15 protein-coding genes and 1 pseudogene are annotated in these 16,084 nt (G+C 71.3%); 6 read left to right on the forward strand and 10 right to left on the reverse strand.

Features of this window, described 5'->3' with window-relative positions:
* Together BCD49_RS26290 and BCD49_RS26295 are read left to right on the forward strand one after the other, a co-directional pair.
* A pseudogene (locus BCD49_RS26290) lies at window positions 1-435 on the forward strand (TetR/AcrR family transcriptional regulator); the annotation flags it as partial.
* Complete coding sequence (locus BCD49_RS26295; protein ID WP_007508023.1) at window positions 432-1,235, forward strand: SDR family NAD(P)-dependent oxidoreductase; 804 nt, start codon at window positions 432-434, stop codon at window positions 1,233-1,235. The pseudogene BCD49_RS26290 and the gene BCD49_RS26295, both read left to right, overlap by 4 nt.
* 26 nt (window positions 1,236-1,261) lie before the next feature.
* On the opposite strand, the gene BCD49_RS26300 is transcribed toward BCD49_RS26295, so the two are convergent.
* The 6 genes from BCD49_RS26300 to BCD49_RS26325 all read right to left on the reverse strand — a co-directional run bounded on the left by BCD49_RS26300 (window position 1,262) and on the right by BCD49_RS26325 (window position 7,662).
* Window positions 1,262-1,909 carry a TetR/AcrR family transcriptional regulator gene (locus BCD49_RS26300; protein WP_035925467.1) on the reverse strand — a complete coding sequence of 216 codons (648 nt, stop codon included), beginning with the start codon at window positions 1,907-1,909 and terminating at the stop codon, window positions 1,262-1,264.
* Window positions 1,910-1,952: 43 nt separating this feature from the next.
* Window positions 1,953-2,813 carry an SDR family oxidoreductase gene (locus BCD49_RS26305; RefSeq protein WP_007508019.1) on the reverse strand — a complete coding sequence of 287 codons (861 nt, stop codon included), beginning with the start codon at window positions 2,811-2,813 and terminating at the stop codon, window positions 1,953-1,955.
* A 65-nt stretch (window positions 2,814-2,878) separates the two neighbouring features.
* Window positions 2,879-3,979 (reverse strand): phosphotransferase family protein, encoded by a 1,101-nt coding sequence (locus tag BCD49_RS26310; protein ID WP_007508017.1) that lies wholly within the window; start codon window positions 3,977-3,979, stop codon window positions 2,879-2,881.
* A 26-nt stretch (window positions 3,980-4,005) separates the two neighbouring features.
* On the reverse strand, window positions 4,006-5,205 hold the full coding sequence (locus tag BCD49_RS26315; RefSeq protein WP_071042020.1) for a cytochrome P450: 1,200 nt from the start codon (window positions 5,203-5,205) through the stop codon (window positions 4,006-4,008).
* Window positions 5,202-6,368, reverse strand: a complete 1,167-nt coding sequence (locus tag BCD49_RS26320; RefSeq protein WP_007508014.1) for a hypothetical protein — start codon at window positions 6,366-6,368, stop codon at window positions 5,202-5,204. The genes BCD49_RS26315 and BCD49_RS26320 overlap by 4 nt, the downstream gene beginning before the upstream one ends.
* A gap of 178 nt (window positions 6,369-6,546) precedes the next feature.
* Entirely contained in the window at window positions 6,547-7,662 is a 1,116-nt protein-coding gene (locus tag BCD49_RS26325; protein ID WP_007508012.1) for an NDMA-dependent alcohol dehydrogenase, read from the reverse strand.
* 171 nt (window positions 7,663-7,833) lie between these two features.
* Between BCD49_RS26325 and BCD49_RS26330 the strand changes: the two genes are divergently transcribed.
* The 3 genes from BCD49_RS26330 (at window position 7,834) to BCD49_RS26340 (ending at window position 10,914) form a co-directional block, all read left to right on the forward strand.
* Complete coding sequence (locus BCD49_RS26330; RefSeq protein ID WP_007508010.1) at window positions 7,834-8,439, forward strand: hypothetical protein; 606 nt, start codon at window positions 7,834-7,836, stop codon at window positions 8,437-8,439.
* Window positions 8,436-9,206 carry an SDR family NAD(P)-dependent oxidoreductase gene (locus tag BCD49_RS26335; RefSeq protein ID WP_007508008.1) on the forward strand — a complete coding sequence of 257 codons (771 nt, stop codon included), beginning with the start codon at window positions 8,436-8,438 and terminating at the stop codon, window positions 9,204-9,206. The genes BCD49_RS26330 and BCD49_RS26335 overlap by 4 nt, the downstream gene beginning before the upstream one ends.
* Before the next feature lie 97 nt (window positions 9,207-9,303).
* On the forward strand, window positions 9,304-10,914 hold the full coding sequence (locus BCD49_RS26340) for an AMP-binding protein (protein ID WP_007508006.1): 1,611 nt from the start codon (window positions 9,304-9,306) through the stop codon (window positions 10,912-10,914).
* An 84-nt stretch (window positions 10,915-10,998) separates the two neighbouring features.
* On the opposite strand, the gene BCD49_RS26345 is transcribed toward BCD49_RS26340, so the two are convergent.
* From BCD49_RS26345 to BCD49_RS26360, 4 genes are all read right to left on the reverse strand, one after another.
* The gene (locus BCD49_RS26345; RefSeq protein ID WP_007508004.1) at window positions 10,999-11,427 is read right to left on the reverse strand and encodes a nuclear transport factor 2 family protein; all 429 of its coding nucleotides are present in this window, start codon (window positions 11,425-11,427) and stop codon (window positions 10,999-11,001) included.
* 70 nt (window positions 11,428-11,497) lie between these two features.
* The gene (locus BCD49_RS26350) at window positions 11,498-13,156 is read right to left on the reverse strand and encodes a class I adenylate-forming enzyme family protein (RefSeq protein ID WP_071042021.1); all 1,659 of its coding nucleotides are present in this window, start codon (window positions 13,154-13,156) and stop codon (window positions 11,498-11,500) included.
* Complete coding sequence (locus BCD49_RS26355; RefSeq protein ID WP_007508000.1) at window positions 13,153-13,950, reverse strand: enoyl-CoA hydratase/isomerase family protein; 798 nt, start codon at window positions 13,948-13,950, stop codon at window positions 13,153-13,155. The genes BCD49_RS26350 and BCD49_RS26355 overlap by 4 nt, the downstream gene beginning before the upstream one ends.
* A 291-nt stretch (window positions 13,951-14,241) precedes the next feature.
* Window positions 14,242-15,027, reverse strand: a complete 786-nt coding sequence (locus BCD49_RS26360; protein WP_007507997.1) for an SDR family NAD(P)-dependent oxidoreductase — start codon at window positions 15,025-15,027, stop codon at window positions 14,242-14,244.
* Window positions 15,028-15,060: 33 nt separating this feature from the next.
* On the opposite strand from BCD49_RS26360, the gene BCD49_RS26365 reads away from it, so the two are divergent.
* Window positions 15,061-16,068: a phosphotransferase gene (locus BCD49_RS26365; protein WP_027141141.1), complete on the forward strand. Its 1,008-nt coding sequence runs from the start codon at window positions 15,061-15,063 to the stop codon at window positions 16,066-16,068.
* Window positions 16,069-16,084 lie beyond the last annotated feature (16 nt).

The following is a 16,084-nucleotide window of genomic DNA, read 5'->3' on the forward strand; positions in this document are numbered from 1 at the left end:
GAACGCATCCGCGCGGCGAACGAGCACTACCTGCGCACCTACGCCGCCAACGCCGGCATCATGCGCGTCATCCACCAGGTCGCCACCATCGACGTCGACGTCTGGCGCATCCGCTTCCAACGCCAGGACGCCTTCGCCCACAGCATCGAACGACGCATCCGCCAAYTCCAACACGACCACCTCGCCGACCCCGACGTCGAACCCGCCTACGCMGCCCARGCCCTCGGCGGCATGGTCGCCTACTTCGCCGAACTCCTCTTCAACTCCCACGACCCCGTCGCCTTCGACACCGACAAGGCCGTCGACGAACTCACCCGCATCTGGCTCAACGCCCTCGGCATCAAACACCCACCGCGTAATCCCCGTCAGGGCGGTGAGCCGGCACCAGACGAAGACAATCCTCCGGTTTCCTCCACGGGGAAGGAAGAGCGATGAGCGGCACACCCCCGGAATGGGTCGGCGTCGTCACCGGCGCGGCGAACGGCATCGGCCGAGCGGTCGCACGCCGGTTCGCCGCCGAAGGCGGAAAGGTCGTGGGCGGGGATATCGATGAAGCGGGTCTCGCCTCGCTCGGCGCCGAGCTCGGCCCGGACGTGTTCGCCGCCGCCCGGTGCGACGTGACGGTCGAGGACGACGTGGCGTCGCTGATCGACACGGCCGTCGCCACCTTCGGTCGCCTCGACGTCGTGGTCGCCAACGCGGGCGCCGGGTATCTCTCCGAGATCCCGGACCACGATTTCGACGCGTGGCGACGGGTCGTCGACCTGTGCCTGCACGGAGCGTTCCTGACCGTGAAGCACGGCAGCCGGGTCATGCGCGACGCCGGGCGGGGCGGGGCGATCGTCACGGTCGCGAGCCTCAACGCGGTGCAGCCCGGGCGCGGAGTGGCCGCGTACTGCGCGGCCAAGGCCGGCGCCGTGGCGCTCACCGAGGTCGCCGCGCTGGAGCTCGGGCGGTACGGCATCCGGGTGAACGCGGTCGCCCCGGGGCTGGTGCGCACCGGGCTGACCGGCGGGCTGTGGCACCTGCCGGGTCTGGTCGAGGAGTTCGTCGACAACGCGCCGCTCGGCCGGTTCGCGGAGCCGGACGAGATCGCCAATGTCGTCTACTTCCTCGCCTCGGACCAGGCCTCCTACGTCTCGGGCGCGCTGTACGGCGTCGACGGGGGCGCGCGGACCCGCCGTTACCCCGACATGGTCGCCGCGATGAGGCCGCCCGCCCCGCGCTCGGCCTGACGGCAGGCGGCAGGCGGCGAGCCTGCTCAGGCCGGGCCGACGAGTGCGCGCACGACGTATCTGTCGACGAACTCCCGTTTCCGTGCCGGCGACCAGCCGGACCACGGTGGGCTCATGATGATGACGCCCGCGGCCATCATCCACCGGACGGTCTCCCTGAGGTCCAGGTCGGTGGCAAGTTGCCGACCGTCCTGCCACTGTCGGAGTAGCGGCCGGAGGTGGCGATACACGGCGTCCACTATGGGTTCCGCGGTCAGTTCCAACGACTCCGGCAGCGATCGGCTTCCCGTGGCGAAGAGCGCCTCGTTGATGGCGTCTCCGTTGATCAGGTCCGTGCACTTCAGGAACACGTCACAGATCGAGCTCGACGCGTCTTCTGGCCGCGAAAGTGAACTGAGAACGCCCTGCATGGCGACGTCCACTCTGCTCAGCAGGACGGCGAGGATCAGTTCGTTGCGGCCTTTGAAGTATCGGTAGACCGTGGAGCGGGAGACGCCCGCCTCGACGGCCACCTCCTCGACGCGGATCCGGCTGGTGCCCCGCCGGGCGAGGCAGCGACCCGTGGCCGCGACCAGGCGCCGGCGGGCCTCCTCGTCGTCGAGCAGCGCGCTGTCGCTCCCCCACCACCCCGGGGTGCGCTGGCCCGCGCCGTCCTCCTCGGCGACCGCTGTCATGGAGCCATGGTAGGGGCGGCGCGGCATCCGTCCGTGGCTCGTCTCATGGGCCGGTACGGGCCGGCTCGGCCCTCCCCAGCAGGGCGTCCTTACCCCCGAACCGGGGCGCGACCAGGGTCGAGTAGTCCGGGCCCCGGCGCAGGGAGAGGCCGCCGTCGACGTTGACGATCTGCCCGGTGACCCTGGCGGCGCGGGACGACAGCAGGAAGCTGACCAGCTGCGCGACGTCGTCGACATCGGAGGCGCCCCCGAGCGGCGTGTTCTCGTCGTAGCTCTCGTAGACCGGCGTGCCCGGCTTCGCCCAGCTCATGATCTCCGTCGACGTCAGCCCCGGCCGGACGGCGTTGAACCGGATGCCCGCCGCCCCGTACTCGTCGGCGGCGTTGCGGATCAGTTCCTCCACGGCCGCCTTCGCCACCGGATAGGCACCGAAGTATGGGTGCGTCACGTGTCCGGCGATCGACGAGATGGCGACGAACGAACCGGCGCCGGCGCCGGCGAACAGCGGAACCGAATGCTTGACCAACAGCAGCGTGCCGATGACGTTCAGCGTGAGGACACGGTTGAACTCGTCGACCTTCTGGGCGTGCAGCGGGGCCAGGGCACCACCACCGCCCGCGTTCGCGACCACGCCGTCGAGCCGGTCGCGCCAACCGGCCGCGAGCTCGACGAGCTGCCGCACGTCCGGCTCGCTGGTGACGTCCGCGACGTGGAACTGGACCGCCTCGCGGCCGGCGTCGGCGTTGATCGAGTCCGCCGTCGCCCGCAGGGTGTCCGCGGTGCGGCCGCAGATCGTGACCCAGGCGCCCTCGGCCACCAGCCGCCGCGCGATACCCGCGCCGATGCCGGTACCGCCGCCCGAGACCAGCACCGACAGTCCGTCGGCCTCGTTCGTCATGTCCATGTGTCCGTCTTCCTGTGATCACGACTCGTCTGATCGCCGGCACGCCGGCGCATGTCCGAGGGCTGTCAGCGGGCCGGGCCCGCGGACCTCTCGCGGGCTTCCTGAACACGCTCGGGCCGGGGCTCGACGGGTCCGGAGGGCAGTCGCTCGTCGATGCCGAGGTCGCGCAGGGCCCGCCGGACGTAGGGCGCGATGCCCAGCCCCATGAGGCTGAACCTCGGGTCGTCCGAGTGGCCGGCGTCGAACAGCATGGCGCCGACGAGGAGGATCACGCAGGTCTTGAACGACTGGAACGCCCGGTACCACTCCCGGTGCCGGACCGGTATGCCGGTGAGCTCCTCGTAGTACGCGACCGCCTCGTCGGAGGTGAGGGCCGACGGCCGGCTCGTGAAGAAGCCAGGCGTCTTCCAGAGAAGGTCGAGGTACCCGACGTCGGCGAGTGGGTCACCGACCCCGGCCATCTCCCAGTCGAAGACGCCGGTGACCTCGCCGTCCACGAACGCGAAGTTCCCGGGTTTCGGGTCGCCGTGGACCAGGGTGGCCCGCTCGGACGCCGCGGGCTTCCGGTCCCGCAGCTCGGTGAGCAGYCGCTCCAGCGCCGGGAGCTCGTCGCGCTGGACCCGGCGCATCTCGGCCGTCCAGTGGTCGAGCTGGTCGTCGACATACGTCCGGCCGTCGCCCAGGGCGGCCAGGCCGCTGCCGGAGAGGTCCACCGAGTGGATCGCGGCGAGCTGTTCGACGAGTGCCAGCGTCATGCGTCGAATCGTCGCGGGCCGCGCGTCGAGCCACTCGGGTATCTCCTGCTCGTAGACATCCCCGACCACTCGCTCCATCACGTAGAACGGCCGCCGCAGCACCTCGCCGGACTCGTCGAGCCACAGGACCGCCGGGCTCTGCACGTCGGTCTTCTCGAGCGCTCGCAGGATGGTGAACTGCCGGGTCATGTCATACGGCTCCAGCAGGCCCGGAAACGGCGGGCGCAGGCGCAGGACGACATCCTGGCGACGCTGCTCGGTGCCGGCGCGCCAGGCCAGCGTCAGCGCGAGCATCTCGGCCGAGTGACCGAAGGTGACCCGGCTGGAGTTCTCGACGCGGACGTCGGTCGCGGGCGCGAGCCGGTCCCGGAACCATAAGGTGAGCAGCTCGAGAGCGTCCTCGGTTCGCATTGCTCGCCATGCTCCTTTCGCGCCGGTCAGCTCGGGGTGAAGCGGATGCGGATACGGTCGTAGGCCCTGGCGAAGGTGGCCGCCAGGATCTGGGGCTCGTCCGGGTCGACCAGCTCCCAGTCCGGCATCCTGCGCAGCAGCTCCTCGAACATCACGCGAATCTCGAGGCKGGCGAGGTGGGCGCCCAGGCACACATGGGTGCCGAAACCGAAGGCGACATGCCGCTCGGACGTTCTCGTCACGTCGAGGACGTCCGGGTCCGTGAAGGCCCGCGGGTCACGGTTGGCGGCCGAGTAGAGCAGCAGGATCTGGTCGCCCGAGCGGATGTGCTGCCCGTGCAGCTCGTGGTCCTCGGTGGCGGTGCGCCTCATGTTGAGGACGGGCGACACCCACCGGATGAACTCCTCGACCGCCGTGTGCGTGAGCAGCTCGGGCTGCTCGCGCAGCAGCCGCCGCTGCTCGGGGTGCAGCGCCAGGTCGCGGATCATCGTGCCGATCACGGTCCGGGTCGTCTCCGCCCCGCCGTCGAGCACGAGGATGGTCTCGTCGAGAACGCGTTTGGTGTCCCACCCCGGGGTCGTCACCCACAGCGAGATGAGGTCGTCGCGGGGCTCGGCCCGGCGGGCCTCGATGATCTGCACGGTGGTCGCGACGAAGTCCTTGATGACGGGGATGATCCCGGGGTGGGTGACGTGCGGCGGGCCGTCCGGTGACGTCTTGCCGGACAGCAGCATGATCTGCTCCGACCAGTACCGGACCTTCTCCCACAGCTCGCGCGGGTATCCCAGCAGGTCGCCGATCACGATGGCCGGAAGCCGCGAGGCGATGGACTCGATCGCCTCGCACTCCCCGAGCGGCGTCACCGCGTCGAGGATCTCCGCGACGACGCCGCGAACGTGCTGTTCATGGCTACGCATGGCACGCGGGGTGAACCGCCGGRCCACCACGTTGCGCTGGTCCTGGTGGTCCGGATCGTCCATATTGATCATGGAACGGTCTTCGCGCAGGTCGATGTGCGGCCGGGAGCCGTAGAACGACGAGTACCGGGCGCCGTCCTTCTCGACCGCGAGGACGTCGGAGAAACGGGAGACGACCCACAGCTTCTGTACCGGGTCCCAGAAGACCGGAGCCTCGTCGCGCAGCCAGCGGTACGCCTCCCACGGGTCCACGTAGAACTCGGGGTCGAGAACGTTGATCCGCTCTTCGGCGGCGGTCCCGGTCGTCATGCGAACGACACCTGGTGGTCGGAGGCAGCCGTCAGGCCGAGTTCGGGCCACTCGCCGTGGATGAGGCTCTCCAGGATGCCGTAGCCCACCGCGTCGCCTTCCCGGACCCGGACCGGCGTGTCGCGAAGCTGGCCGAGGACGCGCAGGTTCTCGTCGCTCCAGCAGTCCTCGAAGTACTCGCCGTCGAGGTGCAGCTTTCCCAGCCACGACCCGTGGATGTGCCCGCCCCAGGATCCGTATCCCCCGGTCTTCAGGAAGAAGCCGGACTCGCCGAGGGCCTCGACCTCGATGACCCGCTTCTCACCGGAATCCATCGTGAGGTGCAGCTCCCCACCCCTCACGAACCGCGTACGGCTGTCGTACTCGATGCGCGGCTCGGCCTCACGGATCTTCAGCTGGGTGCCGTCGGACTCGTTGAGATACGCGGAGGTGTATCCCCAGACGCCTTCGGCGATGAAGATGGCGGTCTCGTAGTACGAGCCGTCGGGGCGGCGCAGGAAGGCCGGCGCCCATTTCATCCCGCCCTTGACCTGTGTCTCCTGCCGCGGCGCCCGACTCCGGATCAGATCCGTCGGGGGCGCCCCGACGGCCTGCCGGACACCCCACGAGTGGTCCCGATAGCCGAACCACGCCTCTGGGCGGACCTCGTGGGTCTCGCCGTCGACCGTGACGGTGCCCGACACCCAGCCACCCTGGTGATAGCGGACGACGTTGACGTCCACCCGGCCGGTGCGGCGGTTGCGAACGAGGTTGCGGTCCTCGAAGAACGGTGGAGTCACGCCGGACAGGACGAGGTCGAAGGAGATGGGCTGGACATCGTTGGGCTCCAGCCGGAACCGCACCTGGTCCAACGACGCGACGATCTCGTAGTGGATCGGGCCGACCGCCGTCTCCTCCGGGTCGCTGCGCAGTTCCCGGCTACCTCGGACCGTCCACTGCGAACGGCCCCGGGAGACACCCGCGAAGCCGTCCATGATGCCCCGGTTGTGGTACTTCCCCAACCCGAAGCCGACCTGCAGCGAACCGTCGACGCTCGCCAGCGAGCCCCAGATCTTCTCCGTCCAGGCAAGATCGGACTCCGCCACGGTGGCGAACGTGTCCGCTAACTGATGGTTCAGGGTCTCGTCGGCGCCACGCAGCGCTCCGATGTCCTTAGGTGCCATCTGTCCCGTCCCCTCACGACGCAGCACGACTGCGACTCACGACGGCAAGCATGTCGCATGGCAACACACTATTGCACTCATGTCTCATCTTCTTCAAGAAGCGGGCGAGCACCGGCCAGCGGCCCCGGACGCCGCTGACCAGATCGAGGCCGACCGGATCGAGATCGTCGGCTGGCGCTCAGAAGACGATCGCCCCGCGGAGGATCTGACCGGCCTCCAGGTCTGCGTAGCCGTCGTTGACCTGGTCGAGCGTGTACGTCCTGGTGACGAGCTCGTCGATCTTCAGGATGCCCGCGCGGTACAGGTCGAGCAGGCGCGGGATCGCCACTCGTGGGCTCTGCGAGCCGTACAGGCAGCCGCGGATCTGCTTGTTCGTCATCGCGAACATGAACAGGTTGACGTCCGCCTGCGCCTGGCCCGCCGGCGCCACCGCGGTGATGACGCACGTGCCGTCCTTGCCGGTGAGGCCCAGTGCGGGCTCCAGCAGCTCGGAACGCATCACCGAGAACGCGCAGATGACCGCGTCGCACATCGCGCCCGCGGTCAGCCGCCTGATCTGGTCGGCTGCCTCGTCCAGGGACGCGAACGCGTGGGTGGCACCGAGGCGCAGCGCCTGGTCGCGCTTGAACTCCACCGGGTCGACGGCGAACACCCGGCGGGCCCCCGCGATACGCGCGCCCTGCACCGCGCTGACGCCGATGCCGCCGACGCCCAGGACGGCGACGGTGTCGCCCGGCTTCACCTCGGCGCGGTTCACCGCGGAGCCGAACCCCGTGGCGACACCGCAGGACACCAGTGCGGCCACCGTCCAGGGCACCTCGGGATCGATCTTGACGAGCGAGGTCTCGGCGACCAGCTGACGCTCGGAGAACGCGCCGAGCTGGGAGTAGCGAGCCACGGGCTCGCCGCCGACGCGGTGGGCGATCCGCCCGTCGGTCATCATGCCGAGGCTGAACAGCTTCGCGCCCTCGTCGCACAGGAAGGCCCGGCCCGTGCGGCACAGCCCGCAGACGCCGCAGGACGGCACGAACGACATCGCCACGTGGTCACCCGGCCGGACCGAGGTGACCCCCGGACCAACCTCGGTCACCTCACCGGCGCCCTCGTGGCCGCAGATTATCGGGTAGTGCGACATCGGCATGTCGCCCGTGCGCGCGTGCTCGTCGGAGTGGCACAGGCCGCAGGCCCGCACCTCGATCAGGACCTCGCCGGCCCGGGGTCCGTCGATGTCGACCGTCTCGATCTTGAAGTCCCGACCTGGGCCGTGCAGCAGCGCCGCTCGTGAGCTGACCATCTCGTGACTCACCTTTCGTGAACCCGCGGTGGTGCGACCTCGGGCGAAGCCTGGCCGCAGGGTGAGACAGCATCAATCAATCGACTCAGGATGAGACAGTCAATAGATTCTGTTGCGACCCGGCGCCCCGCCGCGGGCCTGACGTCGCACCGGAGCAGGTGGAGACCACGCATGACGACCGACACGGGACCGGACGAGGACGACGTCCTGCAGGCGTTCCGCCTCATCGACCAACGACTCGTCGACACACCAGGGCATCGCGGCCTTCGACTGCTCCGGGAGCGCCTCGCCGGCGAGCTGATCGGTGACTCCGAGCGCGTGGGGGCGACGCTGGATCCGGCGTTCGCCCTCGTGACGCACGCGGGCGGAAGCGCCACGAGGACCGACCGGGCGGCCCTCGTGGAGACGGTCCACCGCCAGGGCCGCGCGAAGGGCGCGGCGATGACCTGGCTGCGCCTCGACGACCTGGTCGTCGAGGGCGACGCCATCGCGGGCCAGGGCGTGCTGCGCACGCTGCTGACCGCCCCGCTGGCCCAGCGGCAGGGCTGGCAGGGCCTCGGCCCGGCCGACCTGTGCCTCACGACGATCCCACTCGCGTTCTTCATTCGTCTCGTGGGCGACCTCATGACGTCCGAGGTCCTGTACCTGGCCGCCGACGCGAGCGAGCGGACGGTCCTGACGAACGGCTCGCGGCCAGACCCGGATCACTGCCTCAGGCTCATCGACGGCGGGGGCGCCGGCCTGACGGCGGGCCTCACCACGGAAGGCGGCTCATGAATCTCACGGACGCGTCGGCGATCGTGACGGGCGGCGCCGGCGGCCTCGGTGCGGCCACCGTCCGCCACCTCGTCGAGCTCGGCATCGGTGTCGCGGTCTTCGACCGGGACGGCGAGCGCGCGAGGAACCTCGCGGCGGAGCTCGGGCCCGCGACGGCGGCGGTCGTCGGCGACGTCACCGCCGACGCCGACGTCCAGGCCGCGATCGACGCCGCCCGGTCACTCGGCACCCTGTCGGTCGTGGTCAACGTGGCCGGCGGCGGCACCCGCCCGGCGCGCACCGTCGGCCGCGACGGGGAACCGCACGACATGGCGACGTTCGTCGACACGATGGCGAAGAACGCGTTCGGCACGTTCAACGTGACCCGGCTGGCCGCCGCCGCGATGGGGGCGAACACACCGGACGAGGACGGTCAGCGCGGCGTCGTGGTGAACACCGGGTCACTGGCGGGGCTGGAAGGACAGGCCGGCCAGGTCGCGTACGCGTCGGCGAAGGCCGCCATCCTGGGGATGACGCTGCCCCTCGCCCGCGACCTGGCTCCACTGGGCATCCGGGTGTGCGGCATCGCGCCGGGCACCATCGGCACCGATCTCATGCTCAGCGCCTCCCAGCAGTTGAAGGACAAGCTGGTCGCCAGCATCGTCTTCCCGCCCCGCATGGGTCGCCCCATCGAGTTCGCCCTGTTGGTCGAGGCGATCGTCCGCAACCCCTATCTCAACGGGGAGAACATCCGGCTCGACGCCGCGCAGCGGTTCCCCGCCAAGTGACCACGCGAGACGCCGAGAGCCAAAGGGTGTGCAAAATGATCTTCTTGTGCGCGCCCGGCGGCCGTCCCCAGGATCAGCAGCAGCAGGAGGCATCCCCATGAGCGGCGCATCGCCGGACGAGGCGGCGGACCTGTACCAGGACCTGTACCGCGGCGCGTTCCTTCCCGACCTGCTGATCGCCGCGCTGCGCCGCCATCCCGACCGGCCCGCGATCCATCTCGGGGAAAGCGTCCTGACCGGCGCCCAGCTCAGCGCGCGGATCAGCCAGTACGCGCAGGTCTACGTGGCGAAGGGGGTGCGGCCCGGCAGCGGCGTCGCCATGCTCTCCACGAACCGCCCCGAGGTGCTGTACGCGATGGGCGCCTACATGGTCGCGGGCGCCCGCAACACCTCGCTGCACCCGTTGGGCTCGCTCGACGACCACGCGTACGTCCTCGAGGACGCCCAGATCGAGACGCTGGTGTTCGACCCAGCCTTCGCCGAGCGGGCCGCCCGGCTCCAGGAGCGGGTGCCAGCCCTGAAGCGGCTGCTGTCGTTCGGGCCGTGCGACGTCGGCGAGGACCTGAACGCGCTCGCGGAAGGCCACGACCCGCTGCCGCTGGTCGCGCCCCGCCTCGACGCCGAGGGGATCTCCGCGGTGGCCTACACCGGCGGGACGACCGGGCAGCCCAAGGGCGTGATGGCCACCTACCGCGGCAGCGCCGCGATGACCCAGATCCTGCTCACCGAATGGCAGTGGCCGACCGATCTGCGCCACCTGGTCTGCACACCGCTGAGCCACGCGGGCGCGCCCTTCATCGTCCCGGTCCTGCTCCAGGGCGGTTCGGTGGTCGTGCTTCCCAGGTTCGACGCCGGCGCGGTCCTCGACGCCATCGAACGCCACCGCATCACGTCGGTCTTCCTCGTCCCGGCGATGATCTACGCGATCCTCGACCATCCACGGCTCGACCAGACCGACCTCTCCAGCCTCCAGACGGTCTTCTACGGGGCCTCGGCGATGTCGCCCACCCGGCTGAGAGAGGCGATCACGCGGATCGGGCCGGTCTTCTTCCAGTTCTACGGGCAGACGGAGGCACCCCAGACGGTGTTCGTGCTGCGCAAGGAGGAACACGACCCGGACGACCTGTCCCGGCTGGCCTCCTGCGGCCGGCCGGTGCCGTGGCTGAAGGTCGCGCTGCTCGACGACCAGGGGCACGAGGTGCCGCGCGGCGAGCCCGGGGAGATCTGCGTACGCGGGCCGCTGGTCATGAAGGGCTACTGGAACAAGCCGGAGCAGACCGCCGAGGCCCTCGCCGGCGGCTGGCTGCACACCGGCGACATCGCCCGCGAGGACGAGCGCGGCTTCCACACGATCGTGGACCGCAAGAAGGACATGATCGTCAGTGGCGGCTTCAACGTCTTCCCCCGCGAGATCGAGGACGTGCTCTCGACGCACCCCGCGGTGGCCGCGGCCGCCGTCATCGGCGTGCCCGACGAGAAATGGGGCGAGGCCGTCAAGGCCGTCGTGGTGCTCCGCGCCGGCACGGCGGTGTCGGCCGACGAGCTGGCGGCGGAGCTAGCCGCGCTGGTCAAGGAGCGCAAGGGCTCCCACTACGCCCCCAAGAGCGTCGAGTTCGCCGACACCCTCCCGCTCACCGCCGTCGGCAAGCCGGACAAGTTGACCCTGCGCCAGCGCTACTGGTCGGGCGCGGCCCGCCGGGTCGGCTGATCCCGCGCCGACCGGTCCGGCGGGCAGCGGTCGATCCGCGGCCCAGGTCGGGCCCGGCCGGATCGTCCACCAAGCCGCCGACCGTCACGAACCTTCCGGGGCCGGCTTCCTCGGGCGCGCGGGCCGGTCGGACAGGCCGTCCGGCGTGATGAACTGGCACCGGCAGCGGCTGATCCGCCAGCCGTCCGGGGTCCGGACGAGCTCGTCGCTGTAGACGGCATGCCGCGCGACCCCGTCGGCGCGGTCGACGAAGAGCAGGTTGCGGGTCGTACGGGCCTCGTCCGGACCGACCATGTCGATGACCGGCGGGCCGCCGAGGTGCAGTCCACCGGGAGCCGCGCGCATCATCGCCCGCAGCGCGTCACGCCCATCGAAGGAACGCCCGTAGACCAGATAGCTGGCGTCCGGGGTGAACAGACCGACCCAGCCCTCCACGTCGTCCAGGTCGAGCGTCAGGCAGTAGCGGGCCAGCAGGCCGCCGATGGCCACCTGGTCCGCGGGCGAGGGAAGCATCAGAACTCCTCCGGGCGAAGTGCGGCGCCGGGGTCGGGGGCGGGTCGGTCTCTTGGGCTTCTCCAGCGGGTCAACCGTCGGCCAGCCGGGCGGCCAGGTCGCTGTCCTTTCCGGGTGTGTCCATCACCAGCCGGGATCGGACGAGCTTGCCCGAGGCGGTCCGGGGCAGCGGCGCATCCCAGCGGACGACCTGCTCGGGCAGCTTGCGCGTCGCGACCCCCTGGGCGACGAGATGGGCCACGACGGCGTCGAGAGTGACCGCGATGCCGTCGGCCGGCCAGACCGCGACCGCGAGCCGCTCGCCGGTCGACGGGTCGGGCATGCCGAAGCAGGCGGCCTCGACGGCTCCGGGCAGGTCGGCCAGCGCCGCATCGATCTCGGTCAGCGAGATCTTGAGGCCGTTGYGGTTGACGACCTCCCTGAGCCGGCCGACGACCGTCAGCCGGCCGTCGTGCAGCTCGAGCTGGTCACCGGTACGGAACCAGCCGTCCTCGAACGCGGCCTCGTCGTCCGCCGCGTCCAGGTAGCCGAGGAACAGGTTGGGACCGCGCAGCAGGCCCTCGCGCGGGTGGTGGCTGGAGCCGACGCGCACCTCGCTGCCCGGCAGCAGGGCCCCGTCGTCGGACAGCCGCCGCTCGCGGTCGTCCCCTGGCAGGCTTCCGGAGAAGGTCGGCGCCTCGGAGGAGCCGTAGACGCGGGCAATCTCGATCCCGAAGGTGTCCGTCGCCAGCTCGAGCAGAGGGCGCGGCAGCATCGCGCCGCCCAGCGCCAGCGTCCGCAGGCCGATCCCGGCGCCGTCCGGGCCGGCGGCCACGGCGGCCCGCAGCAGGCGCTCGGCGATGACCGGCGCGCCGCCCAGCAGGGTCGCGCCAACGGCGTTCATCTGGCGCAGCGTCCGCTCCGGTGAGAACCGGTCTTCCAGCGCCAGCGTGGCGTGCCGGTCCGCCGCGAGGTGGACCTGCGACAGGCCGGTGATGCTGGTCAGCGGGCTGACGAGGAAGACCACCGTGCGCTCGTCCGCGGACGTGGTCCGTGCCATGTTGTCGGCGCCGGCGGTGAGCGTGTTGAGCGAGTGGACGACGCCCTTGGGCCGGCTGGTGGTGCCCGACGTGAACAGCACCACCGCGGCCCGGTCGCGGTCGGGCTCCGCCCAGGTCGGCGCCCATGGCGACAGCGGCCGCGAGCCGACCGAGCCTGCCGAGCCTGCCGAGCCAGAAGGTTCGGCCGAACCGGAAGGCTCGGCTGGAGGCCCGCTCACGTCGTCGAACAGCTCCAGCGACACCACCTCGACCGCCTCGGTCAGCGGCTCGGCGAGCCGCTCGGCCTCGGCCGCCGGCACGATCACCCGAGGTCGCGCGCAGAGCGCGTCGAGGGCGGCACGCAGGTCGGCGACCCCGCACCGGCGGTCCAGCAGGACCGTCGTCGCGCCGGCGCGCAGCAGCGCATGGTAGGCGATCACTCCATGACGGGTGTTGCCGCTGACGAGCACGACGCCGTCGCCCGCCCGGACGCCCCGCGCGGCCAGGGCGGTCACGCCCGCCGCCACGGCCGTCGCCAGCTGGGCATAGGAGAGCCCGCGCTCGTCGTCCACGACCGCCACGACGTCGGGACGGCGGTCCGCGCCCACCTCGACGCCGTCGGCGAGCAGGCGGTTGTCCCACAGCCCGGCCGCCCGGTAGCGCGCGGCGCGGTCGGCCGGGGCACGCCCAAGCCCGGCCAGGGCGCTCACCGGCTCGGCCGGCCGGCCGCCCGGCTCAGCATCGCCGCGAGGTTGCGCTGGAACGCCGGCTCGTCGAACGACGCCGTCTCCCGGTCGAGCGCCGCCGACAGCGAGGACGTCATCGCGTGGTGCAGCGCGCCGTTGAGGATCGCCTTGGTCTCGATCACCGCCTGCGGGGGCAGCGCGGCCAGCCGGGTCGCCAGCTCCACGGCGGTGGTGACCGACGTCCCCGTCGGGACCACCCGGTTGGCCAGCCCGAGGCGCAGCGCGTCGGCCGCCGGCAGCCGGTCACCGAGCAGGATGAACTCCTTGGCGCGCAGCAGGCTGGTCAGCAACGGCCAGGTCAGGGCCCCACCGTCGGCGGCGACCAGGCCGAGCGCCACGTGCGGGTCGGCGAAGTACGCGTGCTCCTCGATGACCACCAGGTCGCTCATGGCGGCGAGGCTGCAGCCGAGACCGACCGCCGGACCGTTGACCGCGGCGACGATCGGCACCCGCACGGACGTCATCCCGCGGACGATGTCCGCCGCCTCCGCCATGATGTGGGCGCGCAGCTCGACGTCCTTGACCATCCTGTCCAGGAGGCCGAGGTCGCCGCCCGCCGAGAACGCCGCGCCCGCCCCGGTCAGGACGATCGCGCGGACCTTCGGGTCCGCGTCCAGCTCCGGCCACACCTGGGCCAGCGCCGGGTGCAGCGTCTCGTCGGCGGCGTTGAGCGCGTCGGGCCGGTTCAGCGTCACGACCCGCACGGCCCCGCGCGCCTCGACGATCAGGGGACCCTGCGTGCTCGGACCGTCGACCATGTCACTCCCTAGGTGTTCCCGCTGGTAGGTGGCCCGCTGGCGTCGGGCGCTCCGGCGTCGTCATTCCCGCCGCCGAGGTGCGGCTCGCCGCACGTCCCGATCATCATCGGGCCGGCCTGACGCCGGCTCCGTCCTCCCCAGAATATCGAACTCGACACCAATGTCGAGATTTGCGACCATCCGCTCGTCCTGTCCGACGTGACGGGGAATCCTGTCAGACGCCAGCGCCACGACCAGCACCGTCTCGTGACGCTGGCGTCTGACAGGACGCGCGAGAGGAGTGGTCGGGCGTCAGACCAGGCGGCCGAGGTCCTGGAGGAAGGGCTGCGTGTAGACGACCTGGCCGGTCGTCGTCGCGGGGTCGGCGGTGCAGAGGATGAGCGCGGTCTCGGTGATCAGGTCGATCTCCTCGGTGTCCTCCTTCGCCAGGTCGAGCGTGCCGGCGCCCGGCGTGGACACCGGCTGGAACGGCGCGGCCGCGTTCACCGCGATCCGGTCGGTGTACAGCTCGGCGGCGAAGGCGGCGGTCAGCCGGTCGAGCGCGGCCTTGACGGTGCCGTAGACGCCGAATCCGGCGGTCCGGTCGAACTCCGAGAACGGCGGCCCGACCGGCCGCTGCCCGGCGATCGAGGTGAGGTTCAGGATCCAGCCGCCGCCACGGGCCCGCATGCCCGGGACGGCGAGCTGGATCAGGTGCATCGGGGCGAGCACATGCATCTCGAACATCAGCCGGGCACGCCGTTCGGGAAATCCGTCCAGGGTGCGTAAGAAGGTCACGGCGGCGTTGTTCACCAGGATGTCGGGCGGGCCGGCCGCCTCGACGGCCGCGGCGAAGAAACGCTCGCGGTCGGCGTTCTGGGAAAGGTCACACTGGATCTCGACGGCCGATCCGCCCGCGGCCCTGATCTCCTGCGCCGTCTCCCGTAACGAACCCACGTACTTGTCGTCCGGCTCCATGGTCCGCGCCGTGATGACCACGGTGGCGCCCTCGGCGGCGAACCGCTGCGCGATCGCCTTTCCCAGTCCTCGACTCGCCCCGGTGACCAGCGCTACCTTGCCCTCGCACAGCCCTGACATGTTGTCTCCCGAATATCAACCCGACGACGGGGAGTGATGACGATAGAAATCGACCTGGGCACGCTCGAGTCGCGGCTCGCGGTCATCGGACTCACCGGCCTGCGTCGCCTGTCCGGCGGCGCGTCCAGCCTGTCGTACGTCGGAACGGCCACCGTCGACGGCATTTCTCGTCCCGTCGTCGTAAAAGCAGCGCCACCGGGCCTGGAACCGGTGCGCAACCGTGATGTGCTGCGCCAGGCGTCGATGCTGCGCCGGCTGGCGGCGACCGAGGTGCCGGTGCCCACGGTCCTGTGGGAGGACCCCGGCGACCCGCCCGAGGTGCCGCCGGTCTTCGTGATGTCGTTCGTGCCGGGCGCCTCCTTCGAGCCGCTGTTCGACCGCGACGGCGACGGCGGCGGCGACCCCGACGACGGCGGCGACCCGGCCGTCGTCGCCGACCGGATGCTCGATGCCGCTCGTACCCTCGCCGCGCTGCACCGGCTGAGCCCCGCCGCGCTGGGGCTGGCCGACGAGCCCCAGGTCGGCCTCGCGGACGAGGTGCGTCGCTGGACACGCGCACTGGGAACCGTCGACCCGACACTCGTGCCCGGCTGGGAGCGGGTCGCGGAGGCGCTGCTCGCCACCGAGCCGGCCGCGATCGCGCCGGCCGTCGTCCACGGCGACTTCCGCCTCGGCAACCTGCTGGCCTCGGGCCCCACCGTCACCGCCGTCATCGACTGGGAGATCTGGTCGGTCGGCGACCCCCGGGTGGACCTCGGGTGGTTCCTCATCAACGCCGACCCGGCCACCTACGGCCGGCGGACCCGCTACGCCGAAGCGCTCCCCGCGCCGGCCGACCTCGCGGCGACCTACGCCGAGCGCCTGGGCCGCGACGTCCCGGCGCTGGACTGGTTCCAGGCGTTCGCCTGCTTCAAGTCGGCCGCCACCTGGTCGCTGATCGTGAAGCACTCCCGGCGCCGGCCGGCGCCGGACCCGATGGCCGAGGAGCTGGCCGGCGCGCTGCCCGGGCTGCTCACGCGGGCCGCCGATCTGCTGGGCTGACGGTCGTAACCGGGGC

This window comes from Pseudofrankia sp. EUN1h, assembly GCF_001854645.1.
GTDB classification, from domain to species: Bacteria; Actinomycetota; Actinomycetes; order Frankiales; family Frankiaceae; genus Pseudofrankia; species Pseudofrankia saprophytica.